Consider the following 26,988-nt stretch of genomic DNA (forward strand, 5'->3'; position numbering starts at 1 on the left):
ATGAATTTTGCACCACTATGCTTGGCTTTTTGAAGGAAGACGTTCCCAAAAACTGGGGCGGTTTATGCGACGATGTATCAGATAATTTCCGCATCATATCGCCCAAGGGGTTTCGGGTTCTGACGTGAACGGGGTATACATATTTATATTTGATCGAAATATGCTCTAGGATTACCTCCATGACTCCTACGGATCAACTATATGAACGCTTGCGCCTGAATGGCCTCGATTTTTTCGTCTCCGTGCCCTGCAAGCTGCTTGATGACATGCTGACAAAACTGGCTGCTGATGATGATATTCTCTACACCCCGGTTTCCCGCGAGGAAGACGGCGTCGGTATTCTTGCCGGGGCCTATATGGCGGGTCGTAAACCGGCGTTGGTGATGCAGAATTCCGGCTTCGGCAATTCGGTCAATGCGGTTTGCTCGCTGCTTAACTATTTTGAAATCCCGGTGATCTTTGTGATCAGTCACCGTGGCAGCCCCGGTGAGCCGGTTGAAGCCCAAAATGGCATGGGTGATGCGGTCAGCGGTGTCATGGCGGCGTCAGGGGTGCCCGCCATATCCATTGACCATCCCGATCAATTGCAACAAATCGATGGCGAGATTGCCCAGGCCCATGCCGAAGGCAGGTCTTTGGGCATTCTGCTGCCGTTCAGCTTTTGGCAGGCTTGAGACAATGACCGGATTAATACGCTATCAGGTTTTCGAGAAAATCATGGATCAGATCACCGACGAGTTGGTGGTCAGCACGATCGGCCAGCCTTGTCAGGAAATATTCAAAATCAGGGACCGGCCCGAAAACTTCTACATGCTGGGCTCAATGGGCATGGCTTCGTCAATCGGCCTGGGCCTGGCCATGTCGAGCACCAAAAAGGTGGTGGTCCTCGATGGTGACAGCGCCAATGTCATGAACATGGGGGCTTTCGCGACCATGGGCTTTAACGCACCGGGTAATCTGGTTCATATCATCGTTGACAATGAAGCCAACGGCTCGACCGGCTTCCAGCCATCTTTTACGGCCCGTAACGTCAAGTTGGATCAGGTCGCCACGGCCTGTTCGATCCCCAACGTCACCTTGATTGAACATGCCGATGATATCACCCCGGCGCTGACAAAAGCATTGAGCGCGGATGAAATGCATACCTTGGTGATCAAGGCGGAAATCGGCTTGATGCCGGACATCGACCTTCTGCCGATGGGGGCCCTGGAAATACGCAACCGTTTCATGAAAGCCGCGCAATCGTAATCTACGGTAGTTCGATGGCGTAGGTTTCCAGTGGTGGTATATCCTTGATCAATTTCTGCTCTTTCAGGAAAACGGCAAAGCGTTCGTAACGGGCCTTGTCCAGCGCTGCCGGCCTTAGGGCGAAGCGGGGCAGGGTCGCCGCCCAGGCCCGTTTGTTCAGTTCGTCGTCCAGATCCTTATGGGCGCTGATGAACAGCTTCCAGCTTTCTTCAGGATGATTGACCAAATATTGCGTGGCTTTTTCCACGGCCTCGACGAAGCGACGCATACGGCTGTCGCCAATGGACGTTTTATGGGCGACAAGGATCAACTCGTCATAAGGGGGGACGCCTTCTTCTTCAGGGTAGAAAGCGCGGCCGGGCCTGCCGACGATGTCCATCTGGTTAAGCTCAAAATTACGGAACGCCCCAATCACCGCGTCGACCTGCCCCGATATGATCGATGGCGAGAGCGAGAAGTTGACATTGATCAGGGTTACGTCTTTGAGGCTGAGCCCGGCTTTTGCCAGCATTTTCCCCAGGATGGCGTCCTCAAAACCGCCGATGGAATAACCGATCTTTTTACCCTTAAGATCGGCGATGGTTTCGATGGGACCGTCTTTCAAAACCACCAGTGAATTCAGCGGCGTCGCGACAAGGGTGGCAATGCGCACCAATGGCAATCCGGCTTCTACCTGCACATGAAGTTGTGGTTGGTAGGATACGGCGATGTCGGCTTTTCCGGCGGCGACCAGTTTCGGGGGATCGTTGGGATCGGCAGGGGCAATCAGTTCAACATCAAGCCCGGCTGCGGCAAAGTATCCTTTCTCGCGCGCCACAATCAGCGGTGCGTGATCCGGGTTAACGAACCAGTCGAGCAGAACCGTCATTTTTTCGGCGGCTTGAGCGGGTTGGCCGGTCACCGTCGCGGCGATGAGCAACAGGGAAGCGAAGAGGGGGCGAAAGTTGGTCATTGTTTTCCTCAAGATTCGTTGGGATGAGAGTCAGGCTGCCACGGGATGGCATGACGGACGATGAAATCGACACTGAAATAAAGGGCGACAGCAAGCAGCGCCAGGGTCGCAAGGGCGGCGAACATGATGTCGATTTGCATACGGGCGTTGGCGTGCAGCATCAGGTAGCCAAGACCGGAGCTTGATCCTACCCACTCACCAACAATGGCGCCAATGGGGGCGACGGCGGTCGCTACCCTGAGACCCGATCCCAACGCCGGCAAGGCCGCAGGGATGCGCACGTGGCGCAGGATCGCCCAACGGCTGCCATTCATGGCCCTGGCCAGTTCGACCCAGCCGGGTTCGGTTCGCCTTAAGCCATCGTGAAAGGCGGCGGTCACCGGGAAGTAAATAATCAAGGTTGCCATGACGACTTTTGAAGCCATTCCGTAACCGACCCATAACACCAATATGGGGGCCAGTGCGAAAACGGGTACAGCCTGACTGACCACCAGCACCGGCATCAACCACTGTCGGGCCGGGCGGAAATAAGCCATGACAAGGGCACTGGCGATGCCCAGGACCAACCCGAACGTTAATCCAAGCAGGATTTCCGCCATGGTGATGGCGCCATGACGGATAAATAAGTCCGGCCGTGTGATCCATGCCTGGGCGACGGCCAGCGGACTCGGCAGGATGTAGGGTGGTGCGCCGCTTAAACTGACCACCGTCTGCCAAAGGCCGATCAGACCGATCAGGATGACGCTCGGGCGAAAGATGTTCATTGCGTCGCCTCCGCCAGTTGCCTTAGCAATTCGCCCTGATGTTCCAGGACGTCCGTGTCATCAACAGGACGTGGCGGTGACTGTTTGGGCGTTATGGCCGCACCAAGGACAGCGGGGCGTCCATTCATGACATGAATTTCGTGACCCAGACGCAGGGCTTCCAGTGGATCATGGGTGACTAACAGGACCGTGCGGTCGTTCAAAAGCTCAGCCGCCAGCCCCTGTAGTTTGATCTTGGTGATGGCGTCCAGCGCCGAAAACGGCTCGTCCATCAAGACGACGGGGCGATCTTCCATCAGGGTACGGGCGATGGCGGCGCGTTGGCGCATACCGCCTGACAGGGTGCCCGGCATGGCCCCGGCCACGTCGGCCAGCCCGGTCCGCGAGAGTAAGTCGAGGGCCTTGTTACGGGCCGGGGCTTTTTCGTTCCTGATCCTGCATCCAAGAAGGACGTTGTCGAGGACACTGAGCCAGGGATACAAACAGTCCCGTTGCGCCATGAAGGCGACCCGCCCGTCAAGTGGCAGGCCGTCGGAACAGGAAATGGTTTGTGACTTTTCCTGTCCACCATCGAGACCCAGGATCAGCCGCAGCAACATGCTTTTGCCGATTCCGCTGGGGCCAAGCAGGCAAGTCCAGCGCCCGGCCGTAAGGTCCAGGTTGAGGCCATCAAACAAAACCTGTTCATGCCAGGCCAGATGCGCGCCGCGCACGTGCACGCCGATTGATGACGGGGGTGGTGGGTTATGGGTGGTTTGGTTCATGTCTCACTCGTTCCTACGCCGGTATAAGCCGGATCAGGTTCAAGGGGTCGTCTCGAAAATTGGAGACCTCTCAGCCGCTATCAAGCAGCTCCCCCCAGTGATGGGTTCAGACGTACACATAGGATGGCAAAGGGGAATTGGCAAGCACCTTAACTTAACCGGTGCTCCAGTTTCGGGGCCGGATCATGCCGGCGATCTTGCAGGCTTGCTGAACATAGCCGTACGGAAAGAGTTGAAAAATCCGATTCCGGTCGGCGCCACATTGCTCTTTTAAGTACTTCATGGCGTGGCGGACATCCGGGGTGATCTGGTGTTCCTTGTGATAATCGCGCATGAACCGGATAACCACCCAATGCTCGTCAGTCAGTTGGATTTTTTCCTCGGCGGCAAATGCGTGGGCGATTTCTTCGGACCAGGTATAGGGATCGACCAGATAGCCTTCATCATCGCGGGCGAGCATTCAGGAATTCCCCCGGTCTTTCCAGCCGCGCAGGACCCTTAGCGCAAAGTCAGGGTTTTTGGTGATGATGTCGATAATCTGTTTGCGCAGGGATTCGTTGATGTTGCGATCAATCCTCTCGACGTTAATAGCCGAGGGTTCCTGATGGATTGGGCGCTTCGGACGTGCCGTCTCTTCCTGCCGCTGTTCAGTGGCGGTAATGAAACTTGGCGGTGGCGGCGGTTCGTCAGTCGTGCTCATGGGCAGATTATATGCTTTTTCGTTCCATAACGGCGCAGAAAAAACCATCCGTGTCGGTGTCGGCGGGGCTGAGACGTAATCCACTTGTTGCAGACGGGCAGGGGCCGGGGATGGTCTTGACCCAGATGTCGGTGATGGGCAGGGCCGTGAAGTCATCATGTTGCCCAAGAAAGGCTTCGACCTGGGCTTCGTTTTCCTCGGTTAAAAGCGAGCAGGTGGCGTAAATCAGTCGTCCGCCGGGTTTAACCATCTTTGCCGCAGCGTTCAGGATTTTCTGTTGATCGGCGACATGGCGATCCAGCCGTGCTTGTGTCAGACGCCAACGCGCTTCGGGATGGCGACGCCAGGCACCGATACCGGAACAGGGGGCATCAATAAGCACCCTGTCGGCCTTATCTTTCAGCTTGGCTACGGCGGCCTCATCATCAAGAACCAGTTGTTGAATAGTGGTCGCACCGGCACGTTTCACACGTTCCTCCAGGCCGGATAGCCTTTTTGTTGAAACATCACAGGCGATAAGCTGACCTTCCCCGCTGGCCCCGCCCTGCATACCCATGGCGTCGGCCAAAGCCAGTGTCTTGCCGCCACCCCCGGCGCAATAGTCGATGACCGTCATGCCGGGTTTGGCTTCGCACAGAAGGGCGATCAGTTGCGATCCTTCGTCCTGAACTTCGATCAGGCCCTTCTTGAAAGCCCTGGTCTCCTCAAGGCGGGCGCGTTCAACCAGTCGTAGTCCGGCAGGGGAAAGTGCAGCAGTTGTGGTTTTGATATGATCGATACTGAGGGATTTTTGTGCCTGTCCGCGGCTGACGCGGCCAAGATTGACCCGGATATCGACAGGTGCTGCATCATTAAGGGCCGTCATTTCAGCGGCGTAGCGCTCGTCCCACAAAGACTGAAAGGGTTTATCCAGCCATTCGGGCACTTCGTGGACGACGCCCTGTGGCATGGCGTCATGCAGCAATGGTTTGGCGGCCAGGTTTTCGACCAGTTGTTGCTCGTCGGCACCAAGGGGAGACGGAGAGTGGGCGGTGCCGTCAAACAGGGAATGGACGCCCGGCGAAGTTTCTCCATCCAAAAGAAGGATTGAAGCCAGAACCCGCAGGCGCGCTGATGGCTGCATGTCACCAGCCGCCCCGGCGATCCACCAATCAAGCCGGGTCCGGTGGCGAATAACATCAAAAACCCGGTTGCCGACACTGCGGCGGTCTTTCGATCCGGCATAACGGCGCGGCCTGAAATAGGCGCGGATGATGGAATCGGCTGCGGTATCGGCAGCGTCGATGGCTTCAAGGATTTCGATAGCGGCGGAGAGGCGGGCTGCTGGGGTCATGTTTTGAGGCACCTCAAGCGCCGGGCACTCACTCCGTTCGCTTGGCTTAGGACTCTGGAAGTCAAGTTTAACAGGGCAACAAGAGATTCATTCATGAAGGCTATACTCACACACTTTCTACCAAGCCCGCGACTGCGGGCCGCCGCCGCAGCGGCGAGCCAAGGGTTCGGAGAACCCGCCCGGCGTTTGAGGGGCTACATAAAAACCCAACTACTCGCCGTGGCGATAGTTGGGTGCTTCTCTGGTAATCGTGACATCGTGGACGTGGCTTTCACGCAAGCCAGCCGAGGTAATGCGGCGGAAAGTGGCTTTTGTGTGCAAATCGGCAAGGGTGGCGCAGCCGGTATAGCCCATGGACGATCTAAGGCCACCGATAAGTTGATGGACGACGTTGCCGACCGGGCCCTTGTAAGGCACCTGGCCTTCGATCCCTTCGGGCACCAGTTTCAGGTTGTCCGATACATCTTGTTGGAAATAGCGGTCGGCGGAACCGCGCGCCATGGCGCCTAGTGAACCCATGCCCCGGTAGGATTTGTAAGAACGTCCCTGATGCAGGAAGACTTCACCGGGACTTTCGTCGGTGCCAGCAAACAGGGAACCGATCATGACGCAGTTTGCTCCGGCGGCGATGGCCTTGGCGATGTCGCCGGAAAACTTGATGCCACCATCGGCAATGATCGGGATGTTCTGTTTGGCGCAGGCTTCGGAAACTTCCATGATCGCCGAAAGTTGAGGCATGCCGACACCGGCGACCATGCGTGTGGTGCAGATGGTGCCGGGGCCAATACCGACCTTGACTGTGTCTGCGCCAGCGTCAATGAGCGCCTTGGCGGCGTCAGGAGTGGCAATATTGCCAGCGATGACCTGCGCGGAATTGGATAGTTTCTTGATCGCCGTGACCGCCTCGATAACGCCACTGGAATGACCGTGCGCAGTATCGACGACAATAACATCAACCCCGGCATCAATCAGCGCCTCGGCGCGGCCAAGCCCGTCTTTTCCAACGCCTGTTGCGGCGGCGACGCGCAGACGGCCCAGGTCGTCCTTGTTGGCGCTTGGGAAGCGTTGCGCTTTTTCGATGTCCTTCACGGTCATCAGACCGATACAGCGGAATTCATTGTCAACGACAAGCAGTTTTTCGATGCGATATTTGTGCAGCAGGTGTTTGGCTTCCTCGCGGGTGGTGTCCTCGCTGACGGTAATCAGGGGACTTTCGTCACTGTGAGGGGTCATCAGTTCGCCGACGGGCTGTTCCAGATTATCGGCGAAGCGAACGTCGCGGTTGGTCAGGATGCCGACCAGTTTGCCATCGTCCTTGTCGACCACGGGAATGCCGGAAATATTGTGGGTGTCCTTGATGCGCAAAGCGTCGGAAAGGGTCGCGCGCGGGTCAATCGTAAAGGGATCGACAACCATACCGGATTCAAATTTCTTGACTCTGCGAACTTCACCGGCCTGCTCTTCATTTGTCAGATTTTTGTGTATGACACCAATACCACCAGCCTGGGCCAGGGCGATAGCCAGGCTGCTTTCAGTGACAGTATCCATAGCTGCCGAAATCAGCGGAATGCCAAGTTCGATGTCTTTGGTCAAACGGGTGCGGGTGTCGGTATCAGCTGGAAGGACGTTCGATTCGGCGGGGACAAGAAGAACGTCATCAAAGGTCAGGGCCTCTTTAATACTCATGCCAGCTCCTATCCGCTAAATACTTGAGTTGGCGCGACATCATACAGAAGAAGTTGACGAATCCAAGCCCCGATATCCTGTCGCCACGACGTACATTTCAGCGGAATCCGAGCGGCTTGCCGGTGGCTTGACGTGGCGGACGGTTTTGAAGTCTTTTTTCATCGCCTTCAGCATGTCGTTTTCGGTGCCGCCTTGCAGCACTTTGGCGATAAAGACCCCGTCAGGCTTGAGCATTTCAAAGGCGAACTCAAGGGCCGCCTCGCATAACGCCATGATTTTCAGATGGTCGGTCGCCGCGTGTCCGGTCGCCGGGGCCGCCATATCGCTTAAGACAATATCGACCTTGCCGCCCAACGTTTCTTTCAAAAGATCGGGTGCTGCGGCATCAAGGAAATCGTGAAGCAGGACCGTGGCCCCGGAAACAGGATCCATTTCATTGATATCAAGGGCGACGACGAGACCTTTGGCGTTGCTTTCGGGCTTTGTTCGTTCGACGGCGACCTTGGTCCAGCCACCCGGTGCGGCGCCAAGGTCGACAATCCTCTTGCCCGGTTTAAGGAAGTGGTATTTGTCATCCAGTTCAAGCAATTTGAAGGCGGCGCGGGACGGATAGCCGCGTTTTTGCGCTTCGACAACATAAGGGTCATTAAGTTGGCGTTGTAACCAAAGGGTCGAGGACAATTTCCGCCCCTTGGCACTGCGTACCTTGGTGTGAAGGCTGCGACCACTAAGGCCGCCCTCAGCCATACTCTTGCTGCGCTTGCTCTTGCCTTTGCCTTTGGCGCTCATGTGATAGCCCCGGTGAAGGTGTCGCCGTTTGCCTTGATCAATCCCATCAGCAACCCTTCACGAATACCCCTGTCGGCAGCGCGAATTGTTGGTGCGGGCCAGTGACGGCAAATGGCATCAAGGATGGCGCAACCCATGACAACCAGATCGGCGCGTTCTGGTCCAATGCAGCCGTTTTGGGCACGTTCGTCATGGTTCATTCCGGCCAGACGTTCACTGATAGCGGAGATGGTTTCGACCCGCATGTTCAGTCCGTCAACCTGGGCGCGATTGTAGCGGGGTAAGTTCAGGTATAGGCCACCCAGTGTGGTCACCGTGCCGGATGTCCCCAGCAACTGGGTAGCATGAGAAGCCAGGTAATCAGAAATACCGTGCTGGCGGTCAAAAGGTTGTATCTCTGCTTCAACCCGGGCGATGATTTCTTCGTAAACATGACGTTCAATAATACCGCTGCCGTGTTGTTCGACCAGTGTGACAACGCCAATCGGCAAGGACAGCATGGCCAGGACAACGGCCTCGCCGGTATTGGACCGTTCAACCCACATCAATTCTGTGCTGCCGCCACCAATATCAAAGACAATGGCGCGCGGGGTATCCCTGTCGAGCAGTTGCGCACAACCATCCAGGGTCAATTGTGCTTCCTGTTCGGGGCTGATGGTTTCAAGTTCAATTCCGGTTTCGCCCAGGGCCCTTTTGTAAAAGGCGTCACAGTCCGCAGCCCGGCGGCAGGCTTCGGTTGCAATGGAACGGGACTTGCCAACACCCCTGAATTGCATTTTTTCGGCGCAAACGTGAAGCGCCTCAATGGTGCGCTCAACGGCCTCCTCGTTAAATTGATCGCTGCGCGACAGGCCTTCACCCAGGCGGACGATGCGCGAGAAGGAGTCGATCACCCTGAAGGTGTCATTTTTCACCAGGGCGACAAGCAGGCGACAGTTATTGGTGCCCAGATCAATGGCGGCGTAGACATTCCCGCTCATACTTCGTGTCGCTCCAAAAATAAAATCAACATCTTCACTCCCGTTCTAAACCTTCCGTGGCAAGGTTTCTATAGGGTAAGCAGCGGTAAGTCGCTGTAGTTAAAGTCTGACCGCGAGGAAGTCATTTCTGCAAGCCTTGAATAGGACAAAAGTTATACGTGCACGCCAGACGTTGCCGTACCTTGAAGTCGTGGTCAATGATAGCCAGGCTCCCTAAATACAGAATTCAACTTTTATGTCGCTAAGAGGAAAGTTACCTTCGTTTTTATTCCAGAAATGAACAAAGCTCTTTGATTTCCTTGGGAAGTTCATGTTAGCGTTAATGAATTCAAAAATGTCGTCTCGGTTTTTTTAGAGAAAAAGACCCAAAATTTTTGGGGGAAATAAGGCAAAAATGCCACCCCGGTGACGACAAAAACAAAGGCTGTCCAACAAAGGTCAGCCATCGGGGAGGGAAGATGTCAGATTCAAACGAACCGCTTGTGCGGTTCATTGAGGTCCAGAAAAGCTATGATGGTGAATCGCTGGTCGTCAAAAATCTAAACCTGGATGTCAAACGCGGCGAATTCATGACAATGCTTGGGCCCTCTGGCTCAGGAAAAACCACATGTTTAATGATGCTGGCAGGTTTCGAGCCGGCAACTCACGGCGAAATCACCTTGGCTGGCGAGCCCATTAATAACGTAGCCCCGCACAAACGCGGCATTGGCATGGTGTTTCAGAATTACGCCCTGTTCCCGCATATGACGGTGGCTGAAAACCTGGCATTTCCGCTTGAAGTGCGCGGTGTCGGAAAGTCGGAAATCACCGATAAAGTAAACAGCACCCTCGATATGGTGCGCCTGGGTGGATTTGGTGACCGTCGACCGGCGCAATTATCCGGTGGCCAACAGCAACGCGTTGCCGTTGCCCGGTCCCTTGTTTTCAGACCGAATTTGGTGCTGATGGATGAGCCCCTTGGCGCGCTTGACAAGAACCTGCGTGAAGAAATGCAGTACGAAATCAAACATATTCATGAGGAACTGCAGGTGACGATGGTTTATGTCACCCACGATCAGTCAGAGGCTTTGACCATGTCGAACCAGATCGCTGTGTTTGATGATGGCATTGTCCAGCAACTGGCCCCACCTGACGAACTTTATGAAAAACCGGTTAACGCCTTCGTTGCCGGATTTATCGGCGAAAATAACCGCCTGTACGGTACCGTAAAAGAAATTTCGGGTGATTTCTGCCAGGTCGAACTGGAAGGTGGCGGCGGTATGGTCAAGGCCCTTAGCGTCAATAATGGCGGCGTCGGTTCGCGTACCACCCTGTCACTTCGACCCGAACGGGTGACCATTGGCGCCATTGAAGGACAGACGGAAAATGCTCTGGAAGCGAAAGTGGAAGAGCTTATTTATCTGGGTGATCACATTCGTAGCCGTGTCAAATTGTCCGGTAACGATGAATTCGTCGTCAAAGTTCCCAACTCTCATGGCCACGTTCACCTGAAGGAAGGTGAAATTACCCAGATTGGTTGGGAAGCAGAGGATTGTCGCGCCCTCGACGGCTGACAATAAAATAAAAAAAATCAAGTTTAACTGTTAAATCGTAAATAAAAGGGAGATTAAGACCAATGAAGAAAATGCTGAAAAATTCAGTGTTCGCCATTACTGGTATCGCTATCGCCGGCATGGCATCATCGGCTCAAGCCGTTGATTTGAATGTTGTTTCATGGGGCGGCGCCTATACAGCCAGCCAGATGAACGCCTATCACAAGCCTTATATGAAAGCCAATCCCGGCGTGCAGATCAATTCCATCGATTACAGTGGTGGTCTTGCCGAAATGCGGGCCCAGACCGAATCCGGCAATGTTACCTGGGATCTGGTTGACGTGGTTCTTTCCGATGCCATCACCGGTTGCGATGAAGGCATGTTCCGTCCGATCAAAATGGACTCGGAAATGGCCGCTGGCGCCGACGGCACGCCTGCTTCCAAGGATTTCCTTGAAGGCACGCTTCTTTCGGAATGCTTTGTTCCGCAGATCATTTACTCAACCGTTTTCGCCTATCGTTCGGATGCATGGGGCGGTAAAAACCCGACCAAAATGTCCGACGTGTTTGATCTCAAGAACTTCCCCGGCAAGCGTGCGCTGCAGAAGAAAGCGATCAACAATCTTGAATGGGCTTTGATTGCTGACGGTGTTCCGTTGGCCCAGGTTTATGACGTTCTGGACACAGACGCCGGTAAAGACCGGGCATTCGCCAAGTTGGCGACCATCAAAAAAGATGTGATCTGGTGGACAGAAGGCGCGGTTCCTCCGCAGCTTATGGCTGACGGTGAAGCCGTGTTCGGCACCGGTTATAATGGTCGCTGGTTCTCGGCTATTGCTGAAGAAAAACAGCCTTTCGCCATGCTTTGGGACGGTCAGGTTCTGGACATTGACGGCTGGGCCGTTTCTGCCAAGGGCAAGAACATTGATGCCGTTATGAAGTTCGTCAAATACGCAACGGACACACAACGCCTTGCCGACCAGGCCAAGTTTATTTCCTATGGCCCGGCTCGTAAGTCTTCCGGCCCGATGGTTTCCAAGCACGCTACGCTTGGTATCGATATGGCCCCGCATATGCCCACGACTTATGCGGACCAGGGCTTCCTCACCAACTTCGCTTGGTGGGCTGATAACGGCGACGAAATGAACGAACGTTTCGCTGCCTGGTTGCTCCAGTAGGATCAGCTTTTCGGTAAAGCGGGGCAGGGAAACCTGCCCCGCAACCGAGTTTATTTATTTTTTCTATTCTGTTTATTGAATTGAATTTGCAAGGGGTTGGGTATGGCTAACGAAAATACCGGGGGCGAAGTTGTTCTAGCCGCCGATGGCACGCCACTGAAAGCCAGCTTGAACAAGGCCATGCGAAAAAACCGCATCCGCGCCCTGTTGTTGGTTACCCCTTTGTTTGTGTTTATTTTATTTTCATTTTTGATCCCCATCGTCGACATGACATTCCGTAGTGTTGATAACTGGCATGTGGGAACCCTGATGCCGAAAACTACTGCGGCGCTTGCCGACTGGGATGGCAAGGCTTTACCCGATGAACCGGTGTTTGCCGCCCTTATTCAGGATTTACAAGCCGGCGCTAAAGCGCGCGAAATTGGTAAAGTCGGAACCCGCCTGAACTACGAGAAATCAGGTATGCGCAGCATGATTACCGGTTCGGGCAGGAAATCGCTAAAAGTCAAGGAAGGGCCTTACAAGGAAAAGATCCTTAAGATGCATAAAAAGTGGAAAGAGCTTGAAACCTGGACTGTTATCAAGCGCAACACGGCACCCTATACAATTGGTTACTACCTGAACGCCGTTGACATGAAGTATGACAAAAACGGTGAAATTGTCATGCAGGCTGAAAACAGGCGCATTTATGGCAAGCTGTTTCTTCGGACATTTGCGATCAGCCTGGCTATTACGATGATTTGTGTCATTTTGGCCTATCCCATATCCTACTTGCTGGCGACGTTGCCACTTCGCTATTCCAACCTGCTGATGATTTTTGTGCTGCTGCCGTTCTGGACATCGCTTCTGGTGCGAACGACGGCCTGGATTGCCATGCTGCAAACCCAGGGCGTGCTCAACGATCTGTTCGTCTTCTTCGGTTTGGTCAGTGATGAAAACCGGGTTCAGCTTATCCATAATCTGACCGGCACGATTATCGCCATGACCCATATCCTGCTTCCGTTCATGGTGTTGCCGCTTTACAGCGTCATGAAAACCATCCCGCCAAGTTACATGCGCGCCGCCCTGTCTTTGGGAGCCAACCCGCTGGTAGCGTTTGTTCGCGTCTATGTACCCCAAACCCTGTCGGGGATTGGCGCTGGCAGTATCCTGGTGTTTATTTTGTCCATTGGTTACTACATTACCCCGGCCCTCGTTGGCGGAACCGATGGCACACTGATTTCCAACCAGATTGCCTATCACATGCAGTCGTCATTGAATTGGGGCCTGGCCGGTGCGCTGGGTGCGTTGTTGCTGTTCTCGGTGTTGGCGCTCTACCTGCTTTATAACAAAATCGTTGGTATCGATAATATGAGGTTAGGATAACGCCATGGCATTACCACCTTACGCCGGTCCGCTTGAAACAACCTGGTACTACGGCTTCCGCTTTTTGTGCGCCTGTATCTTCATTTTTCTGATTACGCCAATTCTGATAATCATTCCATTAAGCTTTAATGTGGAACCCTACTTCACCTTCACCGAAGGGATGCTGGCTTTCGATCCGGATGCCTATTCGATGCGTTGGTATGAGGATTTTGTCAATAATACCCAGTGGACTCACTCGGTTAAAAACAGCTTCATCATCGCTATTGCGTCGACAATTCTGGCGACATTTCTTGGAACACTGGCGGCGTTGGGTTTAAGCAAATCCCATATGCCTTATCGTTCCCTGATGATGGGGCTTTTGATTTCGCCAATGATCGTGCCGCTGATTATTTCGGCTGCCGGCATGTACTTCTTTTATTCAAACATCGGTCTTGATCAAACCTATCTGGGCATCATTCTCGCCCATACCGCCCTTGGCACCCCGTTTGTGGTGATTACGGTGACGGCGACACTTGTCGGCTTTGATCATTCACTGACCCGCGCCTCCGCCAATTTGGGGGCCAACCCGACGGTGACATTCTTTAAGGTCATCATGCCGCTTATTTTGCCGGGTGTGATATCCGGGGCACTGTTCGCCTTCATCACCTCGTTTGATGAGGTCGTTGTTGTGCTGTTCCTTGCCGGGTTTGATCAGCGGACCATTCCGCGCCAGATGTGGTCCGGTATTCGTGAGCAAATCAGCCCGACGATCCTGGCTGTAGCGACAATTCTTGTGATGATTTCCGTGGCCTTGCTTGCGACCCTCGAGTTGTTGAGACGTCGTAGCGATCGTCTGCGCGGAATCGTTTAATACTTTTATTTCGGAGCGAGCATGATCAAACATATTGTCGTTGCCGTCGATTCTTCCCCGACGTCAGATAACGCCCTCGACATGGCGATTAATCTGGCCAAAACCTATGATGCCAAGCTGAGTTTTCTGCATGTCATCCGCGATATGCAGTTACCCGAAAGCGTCCTTCGTATGGCCGAAGTGGAGCATATTCAGGGTGCGCGCACCGACGTCTTGCGTTTCGTTGGTGAGAAAATTCTAAAATCGGCCGAAAAGAAAGCCAAGGATGCCGGCTTGAATAACACGGCTAGCAAGGTTGCCGTTGGCGACCCGGCATCTGAAATTACCGACCTGGCCAAAAAAGATAAGGCGGATTTGATCGTGATCGGCACCCGTGGACACAGTGACCTTAAGGGTATGTTCCTTGGCAGTGTGTCGCGCAAGGTATCCAATCTGGCCGGTGTCAACGTCATGATTGTGCGCTAAGCGCCCATTTCCTTACGTAATCTGTTGGCGGTGTCCTCAAGTCCTTGGGGCGTGTACGGCTTCGGCGCTTGCACACCCCAGACAGGCTTCGGCCAGGCCACATCATCTTCAAAACGTGCAATGACGTGAACATGCAATTGTTCAACCATATTGCCAAGGGCGGCGACGTTTACCCTGGTGGGGTTGTATAGCTTTTTAAGTGCTTCTGAGGCGCGGACGATCTCCCCCATCATCACAGGCAGGTCTGGCTGTTCCAGTTCGTGAAGGGCACTTAAGCCTTGGCGCGCGGGAACAAGGATCAGCCAGGGATAATTGGCGTCTTTCATCAATTGCACCCGCGAGACTTTCCAGCGAGTGATCTCTATGGTGTCGGTAGCGAGTGTCGGGTGAAGTTGAAACATTTGATGCGGTGTTCTTTCGCCGATGATGATGGTTCACTATATTGTCCATCGGGTTTGTTTGCAGGATTATTTTTTAAATGTCATCATCAAAAATCAAGGCCGGATTGTGGGTGCAGGCGCAAATCCGGCAGTGCGATATCAACGTCATCCCGCTTATGGTTCGCCAAAAGGGTGACCCGGATTCAGGTGCGATCCTGCTTAAACTCGATCTGGGTGAGGCGGGGTGCTCGGTGCTGTCGCAGGTCCGCGATGTGGAGGGAAACCCGGGCTGGATGTACGGCGGCGGCGGGGAAATCATCGCCGAAGAAGAAGCCGAGTCCTACATCAAACGGCAAATCCAGCGTGATCCGGATTTGTGGGTTATTGAAATTGAGGACCGGCAAGGGCGCTATGAGCTTGACGGGAAAATTGTCTGATAACCGACAAAACGGACAACGGTGGATAGTTGATGTCCAATTCACGACATTTTATATGGACAAAGCCTCAATTCAGATATAAAGAATTTGTCAGTTGCCAAGGAGATAGACTGGCATGGATGGTTCAAACTTTGACGGCCCCCTGCACAAGATCGGGTTCTTCCTTGTTCCTGATTTTTCGTTCATCGCTTTTTCATCGGCCGTTGAGCCGCTAAGGCTCGTCAATCGGGTCGCCAACAGTCAACTCTATGGCTGGAGCTGTTATTCTTATGATGGCAACCCGGTGGAAGCCAGTAACGGGGTTAAGGTCGAGGTTGACGGTTCGTACAGCGACATTGATGTCATGCCCAGTGTCATCGTTTGTGGCGGCAACGATATCCATAATCAGGCCAATCCGAAATTAATCGCCAAGTTGCGCCGCCTTTCTTCTCACGGGGCCGCCTTGGGGGCGGTTTGTACCGGAAGTCATATTCTCGCCCAGGCCGGCCTGCTCGATGGCTACAAATGCACCATCCATTGGGAAAACATGGATGGTTTTGCCGAACAATTTCCCGAAATTGAAGTGAGTGACGATCTGTTTGAAATCGACCGCAATCGGTTTAGCTGCGCCGGGGGCACCTCGGCCCTTGATATGATGTTGCATATCATCGCCCAGCAATATGGTCACGATACGGCGTCGCTTGTTTCGGACATGATGATCCATCACCGCATCCGTGATGGTCATGAACGCCAGCGCATGGCTTTACGCACCCGTCTGGGCGTCAGCCATCCGAAGCTGCTGGCGGTTATTTCGCACATGGAAGAAACCTTGGAAGAACCTGTCAGTTGCGCCAATCTGGCCAAAACCGTCAACTTGTCGACGCGACAACTGGAAAGACTGTTCAGGAAATACCTGCATCATGCGCCGACACGTTATTATCTGGAATTGCGCTTAAGCCGGGCGCGCTTTTTGTTATTGCAGACCTCGATGCCCATCCTTGATGTAGCGTTGGCCTGCGGCTTTGTCTCGGCCTCGCATTTTTCAAAGTGCTACCGCGAGTTCTTTGAACGCACCCCCAGCGAGGAACGGCGGGTTCCGGCTTAAATGCTCTTTATAAGACCTGGGTAATAAAAGCCAAGCGTCACGGCGCGGGCGATCATAAACACCGTGAAAGCCGCCCATAACCCGTGGTTGCCAAAAGTGGGAACCAGCAGGGCGACAGCAAATCCATAAATTGCCAGCGAGAACAGCATCGCGTTACGCATGTCTGCAGTTCGTGTCGCACCAATAAAAATACCGTCCAGCTGAAAGCCCCAGATAGAAATAAGGGGAGAGATGATCATCCACGGCAAGTAAAGGCGGGTGAGGGCGCGAATATCATCCATATCGGTCATGACATCGATCATCATGCCGCCGAAGATTGCGAAAATGATGGTAAATAAAACAGCGAAGCCCAGGGCCCATTTTGTCGATATCTTGACTGCCTGACGGAAGCCTTGCCGATCCTTGGCGCCAAGAAAACCACCGGCCAAGGCCTCAACAGCATGAGCGAAGCCGTCCAGGGCATAGGCCATAATACCCTGAAAGTTGAGCAAAATAGCGTTTGCGGCAAGCACGCCGTCACCCATTTTCGCCGCTTGCGCCGTAAAGAAGGCAAATCCAGCCTGCAAGCACAGGGTCCGGATAAAAATATCGCGATTGACCGCCAACAGGCGCAGCAGTCTCTCCCCGTCAAAAATGCGTTCCCTGATCCAATGTCCGCCAATCAGTCTCAGGTTGTTGCGGGCCAGTATCAGGCCTGCGCCAATGGCGACGATCTCTGATATGAGCGAAGCCCAGGCAACACCGGGTACGCCCAATCCCAAACCGTTGACGAACCACAGATCAAGAATGACGTTAAGCCCGTTCATCACCAATTGTGTGATCATGGCCGCGCGGGTGTTGCGTACGCCAATGAACCAGCCAACCATGGCGAAATTGGCAAACGCCGCGGGTGCCCCCCAGATACGGATTTCAAAATACGCACCAGCCAGGTTTTCCACATCAGCGCTGGCTTCAATCAGGTTGAAGGCAAAAGCCGCCATCGGCCATTGCAGGGCGACAACGCCAAGACCAATAATAACAGCGGCGATCATTGCTCGCGCCAACATGGAGCGGACTTCGTCGCCATCACCCGCGCCAAGGGCCTGGGCGGTAAAACCGGTGGTTCCCATACGCAGGAAGCCAAAGCCCCAATAAATGAAATTGAAAATCAGGGCGCCAATGGCGACAGCGCCAATATGGTGGGCTCCGGGCAGGTGACCAACAACAGCCGTGTCAACAGCGCCTAATAAAGGGACCGAGACATTTGACAACATAATGGGTGCAGCCAATGCCCAGACCGTGCGGTTCATTGAACTGCTCACGGTGTCGGGGCGCGGCGTCTGCGTCGTCTTGGCCTGTCGCTCGTGCTATCTGCATTATCTGTCTTTTCAGGCAAGGTTACGACTTTGCTTAAATTGGGATAGGCGGCCGTTTTATGAGGGAAAGCCATGGCTTCAATGAAATGTTGCTGGAAGGCGGGTTCGGTTGCCGTCTCGACCTTTTCGACCTGGGCCACGACATCTTCAATCTCGGTCCGTGCGTCCCGGTTCAGAAGGGCAATGCGGGCACCGGTTCCGGCGGCATTGCCGGCAGCCGATACGTGGGCAAGGTCGCAATCAGGGATCAATCCCAACACCATCGCGTATTTAACATCAATGTGGCTGCCGAAGGCCCCGGCCAGGCTGATCCGCCCCAGCGTATCAATCCCTAATCGATCCATCAGCAAGCGTGCCCCGGCATAAAGCGCCCCCTTGGCCAGTTGAATGGCGCGGACGTCATTCTGGCTGATCACAATGCGCGGCTCACCGTCATGGAGCAGGTAGCTAAAAGTGCGCCCATCAGCAATGATTCGAGATGACTTTTCGGCTTGCTTGCCGTCGATAACTCCATCACTAGTAACGATCCCTGAAAGGAACATTTCGGCGATCACTTCGATAATGCCCGAACCGCAAATGCCGGTAATGGGGCTATCAAACCCTTCTTCATCGGACCACGACTCGCTGCCAATAATCCTGAAGCGTGGTTCAAGGCTCACAGGGTCGATGCGGACCCGCTCGATGGCGCCGGGGGCGGCGCGTTGGCCCGAGGTTATCTGCGCACCTTCAAAGGCGGGACCGGTCGGGCTGGAACAAGCCAGCAGTTTGTCTTTGTTGCCAAGAACAATTTCGGCATTGGTGCCAACATCAACGATTAGCACAATGTCATCTGATTTATGCGGGGCTTCAGACAAAATCACCCCCGCCGTATCGGCCCCGACGTGGCCTGCGATGCACGGTGGTATATAGCAGCGGGCACCGGGATTGATGGATAAACCAACCTCGTTTGCGGTGATGTCGAGGGCTTTGTCTACACTTAGGGTAAAGGGGAAAACACCAAGCGGGGTCGGATCCAGCCCCAACACCAGATGATGCATGACCGGGTTGCCGACGATGGTTACGGCAAGGATATCATCAAGGGTAATGCCTGCTTCGTTGGCAACGGTGCTGGCCAGATTGTTGAGCGCCAGACGGACAACCTCTGTCAGTTCTTTTTCGCCGCCGGGGTGCATCATGACGTAGGAAACGCGGCTCATCAGATCTTCGCCGAAGCGGATTTGCGGGTTCATCAGGCCGTCTGACGCCATAACCTGGCCGGTCGCCAGATCACACAGATGGGCAGCGATGGTGGTCGAACCGACATCATAGGCAATGCCGTAAATGGCCTCGTGGAAACCGGGCCAAAGGGCAATAATTGACTGTTTGTTACAAATGGCGACGGTCAGGGTGTTGTCGGCGGTTTCTGGGGCTTTGAATTCGGCAATGGCTATTTCCAGCCCGCTCAAGTCCCACTGATCCGCGAGGGCATCCAGGATTCCCTTTGTGTCGGTGGTGGTCACTTCGATGAAGTATAGATGGATGTCCGGTTCGATGATGATGTCGCGGGCTTCGGCGCGTTTGCGTACAACCTGCCGGTGGACCTGACTTTCAGCCGGTACGTCGATGACGACATCACCGGTAATGCGTGCCTGACAACCAAGCCGGTGTCCGGCCTTAAGGCCTTTGACGTCGTCGTAACGGGTTTCCTCTGACCTGATGGTGTTAAGGTTGCGCGGGCCAGAGGAAATACCGAGTTTGGCGAATTCACCATCACCGACGGCGATCTGGCAGCGCCCGCAAATTCCACGACCGCCACAAACGGAATCAATATCGACGCCGAGATCACGGGCAGCATCAAGAACCAGGGTGCCTGCAGGAAAGCGTCCCCGCTTGCCCGAAGGCATAAAGGCAATTAGGAAATCTTCATCTTCAGCCACGCCTGCGCCGCCTGCGCCCTTCGCGGCCGCCATCTGCGCCTTCGGGTGAAGGTTCACGGAATTTCTTGATCCAGCGCGTACAATTGGGGTCATGGCCCATCATCACATCGGCGCCCATTATGGCGCTGACCACTTCGGGGTGCAGGGGATTGGTAATCGCCGATGTCAGACCGGCTGTCATGGCCATGGAAATGAACGCACCGTTCAGACCGTTACGGTTAGGCAAGCCAAAGCTGACGTTAGACGCACCGCCGGTGGTGTTGACCTTAAGTTCATCGTGCAGTCGGCGTAACAATTTGAAGGCCACTGCCCCGGCGTCGTTGAGGGCGCCAACCGGCATGATCAGCGGATCAACGACAACATCGCAAGGAGGAATACCGTAATCGGCGGCGCGCTCGACAATTTTCTTGGCAACATCAAAGCGCACGTCCGGATCCTCAGAGATACCGGTCTCATCATTGGAGATGGCGACAACCGCCGCTCCGTATTTTTTAATCAACGGCAAGACCTGCTCAAGGCGTTCTTCTTCACCGGTCACCGAATTGACCAGCGCTTTGCCCTTATAGACAGCCAGTCCGGCTTCCAGGGCTTCGACAATGGATGAGTCGATGGATAAGGGCACATCGGTTAGTGATTGAACCAACTGCACGACCTCAGCCAGGATTTTGGGCTCATCGGCCATGGGAATGCCGGCATTGACGTCAAGCATATGGGCACCGGCAGCGACTTGCGCCAGGGCGTCGGATTCAACCCGTGAATAATCGCCTTCGGCCATTTCAGCCGCCAGCAGTTTGCGTCCTGTAGGGTTGATGCGCTCACCGATAATGCAGAAAGGTTTGTCAAAGCCGATGACGACCTCGCGGCTGGCGGAACTGATGATGGTTTCGGTCATTGTTGTTGTTCTCTAATCATTGGTTGGTCAATTGGATTTCTTTTTTTAAATCAGTATAAGCGCTCGACTTTCCCGTTTACGACATCAAAAACGCCAACCGCGGCGTTGCCCACATTAACTGTTTTCATGCATCAATGCGTCCATGGCTTCGGCGGCGGCGTAATCACCGGGGTTAATCTCCTTGCGCCAGGGTTTACGGCCCTTTAGCACGCCAGAACGCTCAACAATTTCAGCCACCCATTCCTCTTGCCGGTAGGCCATCACATGAACACCGGCGACGCCCTTCATTTCGCGTAATTGCTGCAGAATTTCGACACACAGGTTGCGGCCTTCGCGTTTTTGATCTTCCGCTCCTTCGAGTCTCTCAATGACGCTGTCGGGAATATGGATACCCGGAACGTTGGTTCTTATCCAGCGCGCCGTCTTTGCCGATGCCAGCGGCCCAGCGCCTACCAGAATAAAGCATTTCTCATCCAGTCCCTGATCGCGGACCTGGTTCATATAGTTTTCAAGCATCGGCACATCGAAACAGTATTGGGTTTGCACGAATTGTGCACCGGCTTGAATTTTCTTGGCCAGGCGTGTGACCCTGAAATCGTGGGGCGGGGCGAAGGGATTGGCGGCGGCACCCAGAAACACCTGTGGCGGATCGGTGATCTTGCGACCCGACAGGAAACGGTTTTCATCGCGCATCTGCTTGATTGTCGCAAGTAGGGACAGGCTGTCCAGATCAAACACCGGCTTGGCGCCCGGATGGTCACCGGCCTGCACCCCGTCACCGGTCAGGCACAGAATGTTGTTGACGCCCATGGCCGCCGCCCCCAGCACATGGCCCTGAATGGCAATGCGGTTCTGATCACGACAGGATATCTGCATCACCGGGGCGTAACCGACGCGGGTCAGAAGGGCGCAAATGCTGACAGACGACATGTGACAGTTGGCCCCTGAACCGTCTGTTGCGTTAATGCCATCGACCCAGCCATCGAAAATTCCGGCTCGCTCGTAGACTTCGTTGGGGTCGGCCGAATCCGGCGGGTTGAGTTCTGCGGTGACGGCAAAATCGCCGCGCCTCAAGATGCGTTCAAGCCGCCCCCGCGATGAATGACCGGGCAGTTGTTCCAACAGATCGCCGGGATCACTTTCATTCATTACTGTTTCTCCCGTGCTCGCTCGGCAGTGGCCCGTAACCACGATGATGTTCCACGCAGGCTTTGGTCACTGGGCAATTGTACATCCTCAATGCGTTTGCCGTTTTTCATCATGACGCTGCCTTTCCAGGCTTCAATCCAGACACACGGCATATCCGGCTCAACCTCGCAATTGCCATTCTCCCGAACCCCGCCGCAGGGTCCGTTTCGCAAGGTCTTGGGGCAGTTCATGGGACATGACATGCCGGTTGAACTTAAAACGCACTGGCCACACATGCGACAATCAAACAGGAAGCCTTTAACCACCCGCTCCAGCACGACGACGGGTGCTTCGGCGCGTTCGTAACCGATTATCTTCCACAAGGGGTGAAGGTCGAGCAAAATGTTGGCGAAAATATCATAAAACCATTCCAGCGCCCGGGCATGGCGTACGGACCAGCGCCGGATTGTGTAGCTCCTGGCGCGGCGACCAACAGGGCTTGTTCCGGCGGGCTCGTAGGCTGCGTTTTTGCTCATTTAGGGCTTCCCAATCCGCCGCTGGCGATCAACTCTTTCAAGCGGTCAGGCCCGCAGGCGGCCTCCAGGTCAGCGACGGCGGCATCGGCCAGGGATTCGATGTCACCTTCAACAGGTTGTGGCTCGCCCCGGCGCCAGTCGTTCAGGTAAGCATCCGTATCCGCCGCCCCGGCTTTCATGGCCGCAGCGTCAATGGCCTTTTGATAAAGATCGGACAGCTGGCGCTTGGCGCTGGTTCGCCCTTGCTTGACGATGACCTGGGCCGGGATATCACGCCAGTAGACGATGGTCAGTTGAGCCATTGTTTTCTTCTTCTAAAATGTCTTTAAGGCCACCGTAACCGGTGAACCGGCGCTCAAAGTTAAGTTTCAGTTTTTCAGCAGCGGCTTGGGCAGCGGCGTCAAGATCGGGGTCGTCGGTCTGGGCCAGATAGACAAGCTGGCTGTAATTGCCGAAGTAATCACCGAGCAATTGCGGAAAGCGGTCAAGCCCAAGGCCCTGAATGATCAATAGATCAAAATGTTTAACCAGATAATCCGTCAGGAAGAATGAACCCGGCTCGGCATCGAACAGCTCTTTAAAATCGGCCTGACCCATGAAGAATTCATAACAATGTGCGCCGGGAATGCGCTCAATTCCTTCACGTTTAAGGATTTCATCAAGCTTTCCACCGGTACCGCATTCACCGTAGAGAACAAGTATGCGATCAAAGCGCTCGCCAGCCTCTTCGATTTTTTGCTCAACCCCGCCCGGTATTTTATCCGGCGTATTGTGGAAATTGGCAGGCAGGCATTGCACGGTGATGTTTTCCAGGTTCAGGATATCGATCAGGGTGACGATTTCCTGGCCCAGCGCACCGCAAGCGATTAACAGAGTTTCGGGTTTTGCTGTCACGGGATGTGACATGATGCGCTCTAGCCGTTCCCGGCCATTTCTGCAGCAGCCGAACCTTGCCTACGGGACATGCACTCTTTTGCCGTCTCCACCGCCATCGCAGCATCTCGGCAATAATGATCAGCGCCGATGCTTTCAGCGAAGGCTTCGTTCAAGGGGGCGCCGCCAACCAGAACGTCTATGTCGCTGCGGATGCCTTTTTCGACCAGCGCATCAATAACCACTTTCATATAGGGCATGGTCGTTGTCAGCAGTGCCGACATGCCAAGGATATCGGGCTGGTGTTCTTCGATGGCTTCCAGGTAATTTTCGACCGGGTTATTGATGCCGATGTCGATAACCTCGAACCCGGCGCCTTCCATCATCATGGTGACAAGGTTCTTACCGATGTCGTGGATGTCGCCCTTAACCGTGCCGATCAGCATTTTGCCCATTTTCGGGGCGCCGGTTTCAGCCAGCAGGGGCTTTAGAATGAACATTCCGGCCTTCATGGCGTTGGCCGCCATCAGAACTTCGGGGACGAACAGGATACCATCGCGAAAATCAACGCCGACAATGCGCATACCTTCAACAAGCGCCTTGGTCAGAACCTGATAGGGTTCCCACTCACGGCCTAGAAGGATATTGACGCCTTCGACAATTTCATCAGCCAGACCGTCATAAAGGTCGTCGTGCATTTGCAGTACGAGATCATCATCGCTAAGGGTCGCCAGATCCAGATCTTGTTCTTCTTCGCCCATCATTCTCTCCTTCGACAGACAGGCCCCCAAATCTGTGACCAATAGCAAAAAGCTAATTCAAAAATGGCCATATATTGTCTTATTGCAGACTTTTAGTTTGTGAAATGCGACATGTTTAATTTCGCACCCTTCGGGTGGCGCGTTTTCTGGCAGCCAAGACCGATAAGGTAAGAGGAAGCTTATCTTCTCGCACTCAACCGTCACCCCGGATCAAGTCCGGGGTGACGGTTGAGTGCGGTTCTAGCCGTTCGCCCGTATCTTCTCGTTGCCCGGATCGTACGGACTTTCTTCGATGACAGTCGTTTTGTAGCGCATGGCCGAGATTTTAATCTCCAGCTTGAGTACGAAAGCTACGATTTAGGCCGCTCGTTCATTGGGTCGTAAAGTGGTTTGTAGCCGACGGCGGCGACTTCAATCGGGAACTTCTGATTGAAGTACTCGATTTCCAGTTGGCGGCCTTCTTCGCAGTGTTCAAACGGCAGGTAGCCAAGCGCGATGTTCTTTCCGATTGTCGGGCCGTAGGCAATCGACGTGGTGTAAGAGCGCCGCCCCATCTCATCAATCAGCACCTCATTAGTGGCCGGATGGACGATTGGGCAGTTGCCCACGGGGAACCGTGGGACGCCGTCCTTATCGATGTTGTCGACCATAGTCATGGTGCACAGATAGGCCGGTTGGTTGGCCCGCGCGCGTTGTTCGATATTGGCAGCTTTGCCGTGGAAGTCGGCGGCCTTTACCTTCGGTCGGGCAAGCCCTGCTTCGAGCAGATTGTATTCGGTCAGCAGGTCCGCGTTCTGTAGGCGTAAACTCTTTTCCAGCCGACGGCTGTTGGCGTAGGTCTCGATCCCAATCGGGGTGATGCCGGCCTCAAAGAACATGTCCCAAAGGGCCAGGCCATAGCTGAGCGGGAAGTGCAGTTCCCACCCTTGCTCGCCGACATAGGAGATACGGAAACCCTTAACCGGCACACCGCGCAACGTGAAATCCCGGCACGCGGCGAAGGGGAAGTTTTCCGGATCAAGGCTGGCTGGATTGTCGGCCAGCTTTTTGAGGCTGGCACGCGCATTGGGCCCCCAGACACCGATGCAGCCGAACTGATTGGTCCGATCCTCGACATACACCGACCACTCCTTGTCCTGGGCCATGCGGCGCAGATAGGTGCTGTCGCGGTTGCCGGCGTCGGCACCATCGATGACGCGGAAACGATCCTCGGCCAGACGCAAAATGGTCAGATCCGCTTGCACGCCGCCTTTCGCATCAAGGAAGTTGGTGTAGACACCTTTGCCCACCGGCGTATCACCGGCGACCTTGCTTGAGGACACATACTCCACAAGCTGTTCTGCATCACGGCCCGAAACATCGTAGATCGCGAAGTGGCACAGGTTGACCATGCCGACGTTTTCCGAGAGCTCCAAATGCTCAGCATTGGAGACCCGCCAGAAGTGGCGATTGTCCCATTCGTTTAGACGTTCCGGCACACGCTCGGCATATTTAGCCAGCAAAGCCTCTTCGTTGGCGGCGTAGCCATGGGCGCGCTCCCAACCGGCGATTTCCATGAAATAGCCGCCCATTTCCTTTTCTCGGAGGTAGTAAGGCGACGTGCGAATATTCCGCCCCTTGGAGTAGGGCTCGCGGTTGTGGACCGGCGGATTGTAGATTTTGAAGGCCGTCTCGTAGCAGCGATCATGGATGTAGGTCTCAGTCGTTTGGATCGGATGGTAGCGCGCATAATCGATACTGGCGTGATCGATCTCTGTGCGGCCGTCCGTCATCCAGTCAGCGATTATTTTTCCGGTTCCGGGGCCATCTTTAATCCAGACCGAAACGCCGTACCACAGACCGCGTACGTTGGGCGATTCACCGATGGAAGGACCACCATCGGCCGTGACCTGCAACAGGCCGTTGAAGGAATGCTTCTCGTTATAGCCCAGTTCACCCAGGATTGGGGTTAGCTCCATGGCGCGTTCCAACGGCTCAATGATTTGTTCCATGTCAAGATCACGTTGGGATGGCGACAGGCGGGCTTCTTCTTTTTCCTGAAGGTCGCGTGGATGTACCATACGCGGCTCTTTTTCTTCGTAGTAGCCCCATTCGATTTGGCCACCCTCGGCAGTTTTCGGATCGCCGGTGTCACGCAAGTAGGCGGAATTACCCTGATCGCGCAGAAGCGGATGGCCGATCTCTTTGCCGGTGCCTTCAAATTCTTTGTACGGTCCGAAGAAGGTCAGCGGATGGTCGACAGGCATAACCGGCAAATCTTCACCAGCCATTTCGGAGATCAGGCGACCCCAAAGGCCGGCACAAACGACGACCTGTGGCGTTTCAATATACCCACGCGACGTCTCGACGCCCTTTATGCGACCGTTTTCAATGTCGAGGCCCGTTGCCGGTGTATTTGGCATGATTTCCAGCTTGCCGGTTGCTTCGGCTTCTTCGATCATTTCCCCGGCGACGATCTGAGAACGCGGAATGACCAAGCCGGCATCCGGATCCCACAGGGCACCCTGGATCATGTCTTCTTCGACCAGCGGCATCCGCTTCTTCACCTCTTCCGGCGTGATCAGCGAGACGCGGCTGCCGAAGGCGCGCCCGGAACTGACACGGCGCTCCAGCTCGCGCATGCGTTCATCGTCGCCTTTCCGGGCGACCTCGATGCCGCCGATCCGCGAATACCGATCACGCTTTTCGAAGAAGTCGATGGAGTATTTTGTCGTGTAGAACGTCATTTGATCATGTGCGGTCGTGAAGCAAAAGTCTGACGCATGTCCGGTTGAGCCGATATCGGTCGGGATGCCTGACTTGTCGATGCCGATGATGTTGTCCCAGCCCCGCTCAATAAGGTGATGCACGACCGACGCCCCGGTGATGCCACCGAGCCCGATGATCACGACATCCGCTTTTTTGTGGAATTTCGACATGCCTAAATCTCCTTCATGCGCTTCTTCCAACTTGATTAAGACAAGGGAAGACCCTGCAAATTATACTGTTTTTTCGTAGCAAGGGGGAGGTGCTATCGGCTA

General features: G+C 54.6%; 28 protein-coding genes and 1 riboswitch. Of the genes, 9 read left to right on the forward strand and 19 right to left on the reverse strand.

Annotated features, from left to right (window positions below; translation table 11 throughout):
• The first annotated feature begins 179 nt into the window (after positions 1-179).
• Entirely contained in the window at positions 180-674 is a 495-nt protein-coding gene (gene comD, locus HOL66_09805; protein MBT5244530.1) for a sulfopyruvate decarboxylase subunit alpha, read from the forward strand.
• 4 nt (positions 675-678) lie between these two features.
• Positions 679-1,248, forward strand: coding sequence for a sulfopyruvate decarboxylase subunit beta (locus HOL66_09810; GenBank protein ID MBT5244531.1), 570 nt, complete (start codon positions 679-681; stop codon positions 1,246-1,248).
• 1 nt (position 1,249) lies between these two features.
• Here HOL66_09810 and HOL66_09815 read toward each other — a convergent pair whose 3' ends face one another.
• From HOL66_09815 to HOL66_09855, 9 genes are all read right to left on the reverse strand, one after another.
• Positions 1,250-2,200 carry an ABC transporter substrate-binding protein gene (locus HOL66_09815; GenBank protein ID MBT5244532.1) on the reverse strand — a complete coding sequence of 317 codons (951 nt, stop codon included), beginning with the start codon at positions 2,198-2,200 and terminating at the stop codon, positions 1,250-1,252.
• 8 nt (positions 2,201-2,208) lie between these two features.
• Positions 2,209-2,964 (reverse strand): ABC transporter permease, encoded by a 756-nt coding sequence (locus tag HOL66_09820; GenBank protein MBT5244533.1) that lies wholly within the window; start codon positions 2,962-2,964, stop codon positions 2,209-2,211.
• Complete coding sequence (locus tag HOL66_09825) at positions 2,961-3,728, reverse strand: ABC transporter ATP-binding protein (GenBank protein MBT5244534.1); 768 nt, start codon at positions 3,726-3,728, stop codon at positions 2,961-2,963. The genes HOL66_09820 and HOL66_09825 overlap by 4 nt, the downstream gene beginning before the upstream one ends.
• Positions 3,721-3,833, reverse strand: a riboswitch (TPP riboswitch). Its footprint overlaps the gene before it by 8 nt.
• A 49-nt stretch (positions 3,834-3,882) precedes the next feature.
• Positions 3,883-4,188 (reverse strand): TusE/DsrC/DsvC family sulfur relay protein, encoded by a 306-nt coding sequence (locus HOL66_09830; protein MBT5244535.1) that lies wholly within the window; start codon positions 4,186-4,188, stop codon positions 3,883-3,885.
• Complete coding sequence (locus HOL66_09835) at positions 4,189-4,428, reverse strand: hypothetical protein (GenBank protein ID MBT5244536.1); 240 nt, start codon at positions 4,426-4,428, stop codon at positions 4,189-4,191.
• A gap of 7 nt (positions 4,429-4,435) precedes the next feature.
• On the reverse strand, positions 4,436-5,761 hold the full coding sequence (locus HOL66_09840; protein ID MBT5244537.1) for an RsmB/NOP family class I SAM-dependent RNA methyltransferase: 1,326 nt from the start codon (positions 5,759-5,761) through the stop codon (positions 4,436-4,438).
• Positions 5,762-5,971: 210 nt separating this feature from the next.
• On the reverse strand, positions 5,972-7,447 hold the full coding sequence (gene guaB, locus HOL66_09845) for an IMP dehydrogenase (protein MBT5244538.1): 1,476 nt from the start codon (positions 7,445-7,447) through the stop codon (positions 5,972-5,974).
• A gap of 39 nt (positions 7,448-7,486) precedes the next feature.
• Entirely contained in the window at positions 7,487-8,236 is a 750-nt protein-coding gene (locus tag HOL66_09850; protein MBT5244539.1) for an RlmE family RNA methyltransferase, read from the reverse strand.
• Positions 8,233-9,216 carry a Ppx/GppA family phosphatase gene (locus tag HOL66_09855; GenBank protein MBT5244540.1) on the reverse strand — a complete coding sequence of 328 codons (984 nt, stop codon included), beginning with the start codon at positions 9,214-9,216 and terminating at the stop codon, positions 8,233-8,235. The genes HOL66_09850 and HOL66_09855 overlap by 4 nt, the downstream gene beginning before the upstream one ends.
• A gap of 458 nt (positions 9,217-9,674) precedes the next feature.
• Between HOL66_09855 and HOL66_09860 the strand changes: the two genes are divergently transcribed.
• The 5 genes from HOL66_09860 to HOL66_09880 all read left to right on the forward strand — a co-directional run bounded on the left by HOL66_09860 (position 9,675) and on the right by HOL66_09880 (position 14,606).
• The gene (locus tag HOL66_09860) at positions 9,675-10,769 is read left to right on the forward strand and encodes an ABC transporter ATP-binding protein (GenBank protein ID MBT5244541.1); all 1,095 of its coding nucleotides are present in this window, start codon (positions 9,675-9,677) and stop codon (positions 10,767-10,769) included.
• A gap of 62 nt (positions 10,770-10,831) precedes the next feature.
• Positions 10,832-11,926, forward strand: a complete 1,095-nt coding sequence (locus HOL66_09865; protein MBT5244542.1) for an extracellular solute-binding protein — start codon at positions 10,832-10,834, stop codon at positions 11,924-11,926.
• A gap of 102 nt (positions 11,927-12,028) precedes the next feature.
• Entirely contained in the window at positions 12,029-13,291 is a 1,263-nt protein-coding gene (locus tag HOL66_09870) for an ABC transporter permease (GenBank protein ID MBT5244543.1), read from the forward strand.
• A gap of 4 nt (positions 13,292-13,295) precedes the next feature.
• Positions 13,296-14,141: an ABC transporter permease gene (locus tag HOL66_09875; GenBank protein MBT5244544.1), complete on the forward strand. Its 846-nt coding sequence runs from the start codon at positions 13,296-13,298 to the stop codon at positions 14,139-14,141.
• Positions 14,142-14,162: 21 nt separating this feature from the next.
• Positions 14,163-14,606 carry a universal stress protein gene (locus HOL66_09880; GenBank protein ID MBT5244545.1) on the forward strand — a complete coding sequence of 148 codons (444 nt, stop codon included), beginning with the start codon at positions 14,163-14,165 and terminating at the stop codon, positions 14,604-14,606.
• Here the strand turns inward: HOL66_09880 and HOL66_09885 are convergent.
• The gene (locus tag HOL66_09885; GenBank protein ID MBT5244546.1) at positions 14,603-15,007 is read right to left on the reverse strand and encodes an HIT family protein; all 405 of its coding nucleotides are present in this window, start codon (positions 15,005-15,007) and stop codon (positions 14,603-14,605) included. The genes HOL66_09880 and HOL66_09885 overlap by 4 nt on opposite strands.
• Positions 15,008-15,084: 77 nt before the next feature.
• On the opposite strand from HOL66_09885, the gene HOL66_09890 reads away from it, so the two are divergent.
• Together HOL66_09890 and HOL66_09895 are read left to right on the forward strand one after the other, a co-directional pair.
• On the forward strand, positions 15,085-15,423 hold the full coding sequence (locus HOL66_09890; protein ID MBT5244547.1) for a DUF1491 family protein: 339 nt from the start codon (positions 15,085-15,087) through the stop codon (positions 15,421-15,423).
• Positions 15,424-15,538: 115 nt separating this feature from the next.
• Positions 15,539-16,507: a GlxA family transcriptional regulator gene (locus tag HOL66_09895; protein ID MBT5244548.1), complete on the forward strand. Its 969-nt coding sequence runs from the start codon at positions 15,539-15,541 to the stop codon at positions 16,505-16,507.
• Here the strand turns inward: HOL66_09895 and HOL66_09900 are convergent.
• The 9 genes from HOL66_09900 to HOL66_09940 form a co-directional block, all read right to left on the reverse strand.
• The gene (locus tag HOL66_09900) at positions 16,504-17,796 is read right to left on the reverse strand and encodes an MATE family efflux transporter (GenBank protein MBT5244549.1); all 1,293 of its coding nucleotides are present in this window, start codon (positions 17,794-17,796) and stop codon (positions 16,504-16,506) included. The two genes, HOL66_09895 and HOL66_09900, sit on opposite strands and share 4 nt — an antisense overlap.
• Positions 17,797-17,804: 8 nt before the next feature.
• Complete coding sequence (locus HOL66_09905) at positions 17,805-19,811, reverse strand: DUF4445 domain-containing protein (GenBank protein ID MBT5244550.1); 2,007 nt, start codon at positions 19,809-19,811, stop codon at positions 17,805-17,807.
• Entirely contained in the window at positions 19,771-20,670 is a 900-nt protein-coding gene (locus HOL66_09910; GenBank protein ID MBT5244551.1) for a methyltetrahydrofolate cobalamin methyltransferase, read from the reverse strand. Before HOL66_09910 ends, HOL66_09905 begins: the two co-directional genes overlap by 41 nt.
• Positions 20,671-20,784: 114 nt before the next feature.
• Positions 20,785-21,819: a methylenetetrahydrofolate reductase gene (locus tag HOL66_09915; GenBank protein ID MBT5244552.1), complete on the reverse strand. Its 1,035-nt coding sequence runs from the start codon at positions 21,817-21,819 to the stop codon at positions 20,785-20,787.
• Complete coding sequence (locus tag HOL66_09920) at positions 21,819-22,334, reverse strand: methylenetetrahydrofolate reductase (GenBank protein ID MBT5244553.1); 516 nt, start codon at positions 22,332-22,334, stop codon at positions 21,819-21,821. The genes HOL66_09915 and HOL66_09920 overlap by 1 nt, the downstream gene beginning before the upstream one ends.
• Positions 22,331-22,636, reverse strand: coding sequence for a hypothetical protein (locus HOL66_09925; protein ID MBT5244554.1), 306 nt, complete (start codon positions 22,634-22,636; stop codon positions 22,331-22,333). Before HOL66_09925 ends, HOL66_09920 begins: the two co-directional genes overlap by 4 nt.
• On the reverse strand, positions 22,605-23,240 hold the full coding sequence (locus tag HOL66_09930; GenBank protein ID MBT5244555.1) for a DUF1638 domain-containing protein: 636 nt from the start codon (positions 23,238-23,240) through the stop codon (positions 22,605-22,607). Before HOL66_09930 ends, HOL66_09925 begins: the two co-directional genes overlap by 32 nt.
• Before the next feature lie 8 nt (positions 23,241-23,248).
• On the reverse strand, positions 23,249-23,971 hold the full coding sequence (locus tag HOL66_09935; protein ID MBT5244556.1) for a cobalamin-binding protein: 723 nt from the start codon (positions 23,969-23,971) through the stop codon (positions 23,249-23,251).
• Between the two features lie 347 nt (positions 23,972-24,318).
• Complete coding sequence (locus tag HOL66_09940; protein MBT5244557.1) at positions 24,319-26,886, reverse strand: FAD-dependent oxidoreductase; 2,568 nt, start codon at positions 26,884-26,886, stop codon at positions 24,319-24,321.
• Between the last annotated feature and the right edge of the window lie 102 nt (positions 26,887-26,988).

The organism is Rhodospirillaceae bacterium (assembly GCA_018662005.1).
Taxonomy (GTDB): Bacteria; Pseudomonadota; Alphaproteobacteria; order Rhodospirillales; family JABHCV01; genus JACNJU01.

Excerpts from the sequence above, each read along its gene's own strand:
- comD (MBT5244530.1), top strand. The coding sequence starts at position 180 with ATGACTCCTACGGATCAACTATATGAACGCTTGCGCCTGAATGGCCTC.
- HOL66_09810 (MBT5244531.1), top strand. The coding sequence starts at position 679 with ATGACCGGATTAATACGCTATCAGGTTTTCGAGAAAATCATGGATCAG.
- HOL66_09815 (MBT5244532.1), bottom strand. The coding sequence starts at position 2,200 with ATGACCAACTTTCGCCCCCTCTTCGCTTCCCTGTTGCTCATCGCCGCG.
- HOL66_09820 (MBT5244533.1), bottom strand. The coding sequence starts at position 2,964 with ATGAACATCTTTCGCCCGAGCGTCATCCTGATCGGTCTGATCGGCCTT.
- HOL66_09825 (MBT5244534.1), bottom strand. The coding sequence starts at position 3,728 with ATGAACCAAACCACCCATAACCCACCACCCCCGTCATCAATCGGCGTG.
- HOL66_09830 (MBT5244535.1), bottom strand. The coding sequence starts at position 4,188 with ATGCTCGCCCGCGATGATGAAGGCTATCTGGTCGATCCCTATACCTGG.
- HOL66_09835 (MBT5244536.1), bottom strand. The coding sequence starts at position 4,428 with ATGAGCACGACTGACGAACCGCCGCCACCGCCAAGTTTCATTACCGCC.
- HOL66_09840 (MBT5244537.1), bottom strand. The coding sequence starts at position 5,761 with ATGACCCCAGCAGCCCGCCTCTCCGCCGCTATCGAAATCCTTGAAGCC.
- guaB (MBT5244538.1), bottom strand. The coding sequence starts at position 7,447 with ATGAGTATTAAAGAGGCCCTGACCTTTGATGACGTTCTTCTTGTCCCC.
- HOL66_09850 (MBT5244539.1), bottom strand. The coding sequence starts at position 8,236 with ATGAGCGCCAAAGGCAAAGGCAAGAGCAAGCGCAGCAAGAGTATGGCT.
- HOL66_09855 (MBT5244540.1), bottom strand. The coding sequence starts at position 9,216 with ATGAGCGGGAATGTCTACGCCGCCATTGATCTGGGCACCAATAACTGT.
- HOL66_09860 (MBT5244541.1), top strand. The coding sequence starts at position 9,675 with ATGTCAGATTCAAACGAACCGCTTGTGCGGTTCATTGAGGTCCAGAAA.
- HOL66_09865 (MBT5244542.1), top strand. The coding sequence starts at position 10,832 with ATGAAGAAAATGCTGAAAAATTCAGTGTTCGCCATTACTGGTATCGCT.
- HOL66_09870 (MBT5244543.1), top strand. The coding sequence starts at position 12,029 with ATGGCTAACGAAAATACCGGGGGCGAAGTTGTTCTAGCCGCCGATGGC.
- HOL66_09875 (MBT5244544.1), top strand. The coding sequence starts at position 13,296 with ATGGCATTACCACCTTACGCCGGTCCGCTTGAAACAACCTGGTACTAC.
- HOL66_09880 (MBT5244545.1), top strand. The coding sequence starts at position 14,163 with ATGATCAAACATATTGTCGTTGCCGTCGATTCTTCCCCGACGTCAGAT.
- HOL66_09885 (MBT5244546.1), bottom strand. The coding sequence starts at position 15,007 with ATGTTTCAACTTCACCCGACACTCGCTACCGACACCATAGAGATCACT.
- HOL66_09890 (MBT5244547.1), top strand. The coding sequence starts at position 15,085 with ATGTCATCATCAAAAATCAAGGCCGGATTGTGGGTGCAGGCGCAAATC.
- HOL66_09895 (MBT5244548.1), top strand. The coding sequence starts at position 15,539 with ATGGATGGTTCAAACTTTGACGGCCCCCTGCACAAGATCGGGTTCTTC.
- HOL66_09900 (MBT5244549.1), bottom strand. The coding sequence starts at position 17,796 with ATGAACCGCACGGTCTGGGCATTGGCTGCACCCATTATGTTGTCAAAT.
- HOL66_09905 (MBT5244550.1), bottom strand. The coding sequence starts at position 19,811 with ATGGCGGCCGCGAAGGGCGCAGGCGGCGCAGGCGTGGCTGAAGATGAA.
- HOL66_09910 (MBT5244551.1), bottom strand. The coding sequence starts at position 20,670 with ATGACCGAAACCATCATCAGTTCCGCCAGCCGCGAGGTCGTCATCGGC.
- HOL66_09915 (MBT5244552.1), bottom strand. The coding sequence starts at position 21,819 with ATGAATGAAAGTGATCCCGGCGATCTGTTGGAACAACTGCCCGGTCAT.
- HOL66_09920 (MBT5244553.1), bottom strand. The coding sequence starts at position 22,334 with ATGAGCAAAAACGCAGCCTACGAGCCCGCCGGAACAAGCCCTGTTGGT.
- HOL66_09925 (MBT5244554.1), bottom strand. The coding sequence starts at position 22,636 with ATGGCTCAACTGACCATCGTCTACTGGCGTGATATCCCGGCCCAGGTC.
- HOL66_09930 (MBT5244555.1), bottom strand. The coding sequence starts at position 23,240 with ATGTCACATCCCGTGACAGCAAAACCCGAAACTCTGTTAATCGCTTGC.
- HOL66_09935 (MBT5244556.1), bottom strand. The coding sequence starts at position 23,971 with ATGATGGGCGAAGAAGAACAAGATCTGGATCTGGCGACCCTTAGCGAT.
- HOL66_09940 (MBT5244557.1), bottom strand. The coding sequence starts at position 26,886 with ATGTCGAAATTCCACAAAAAAGCGGATGTCGTGATCATCGGGCTCGGT.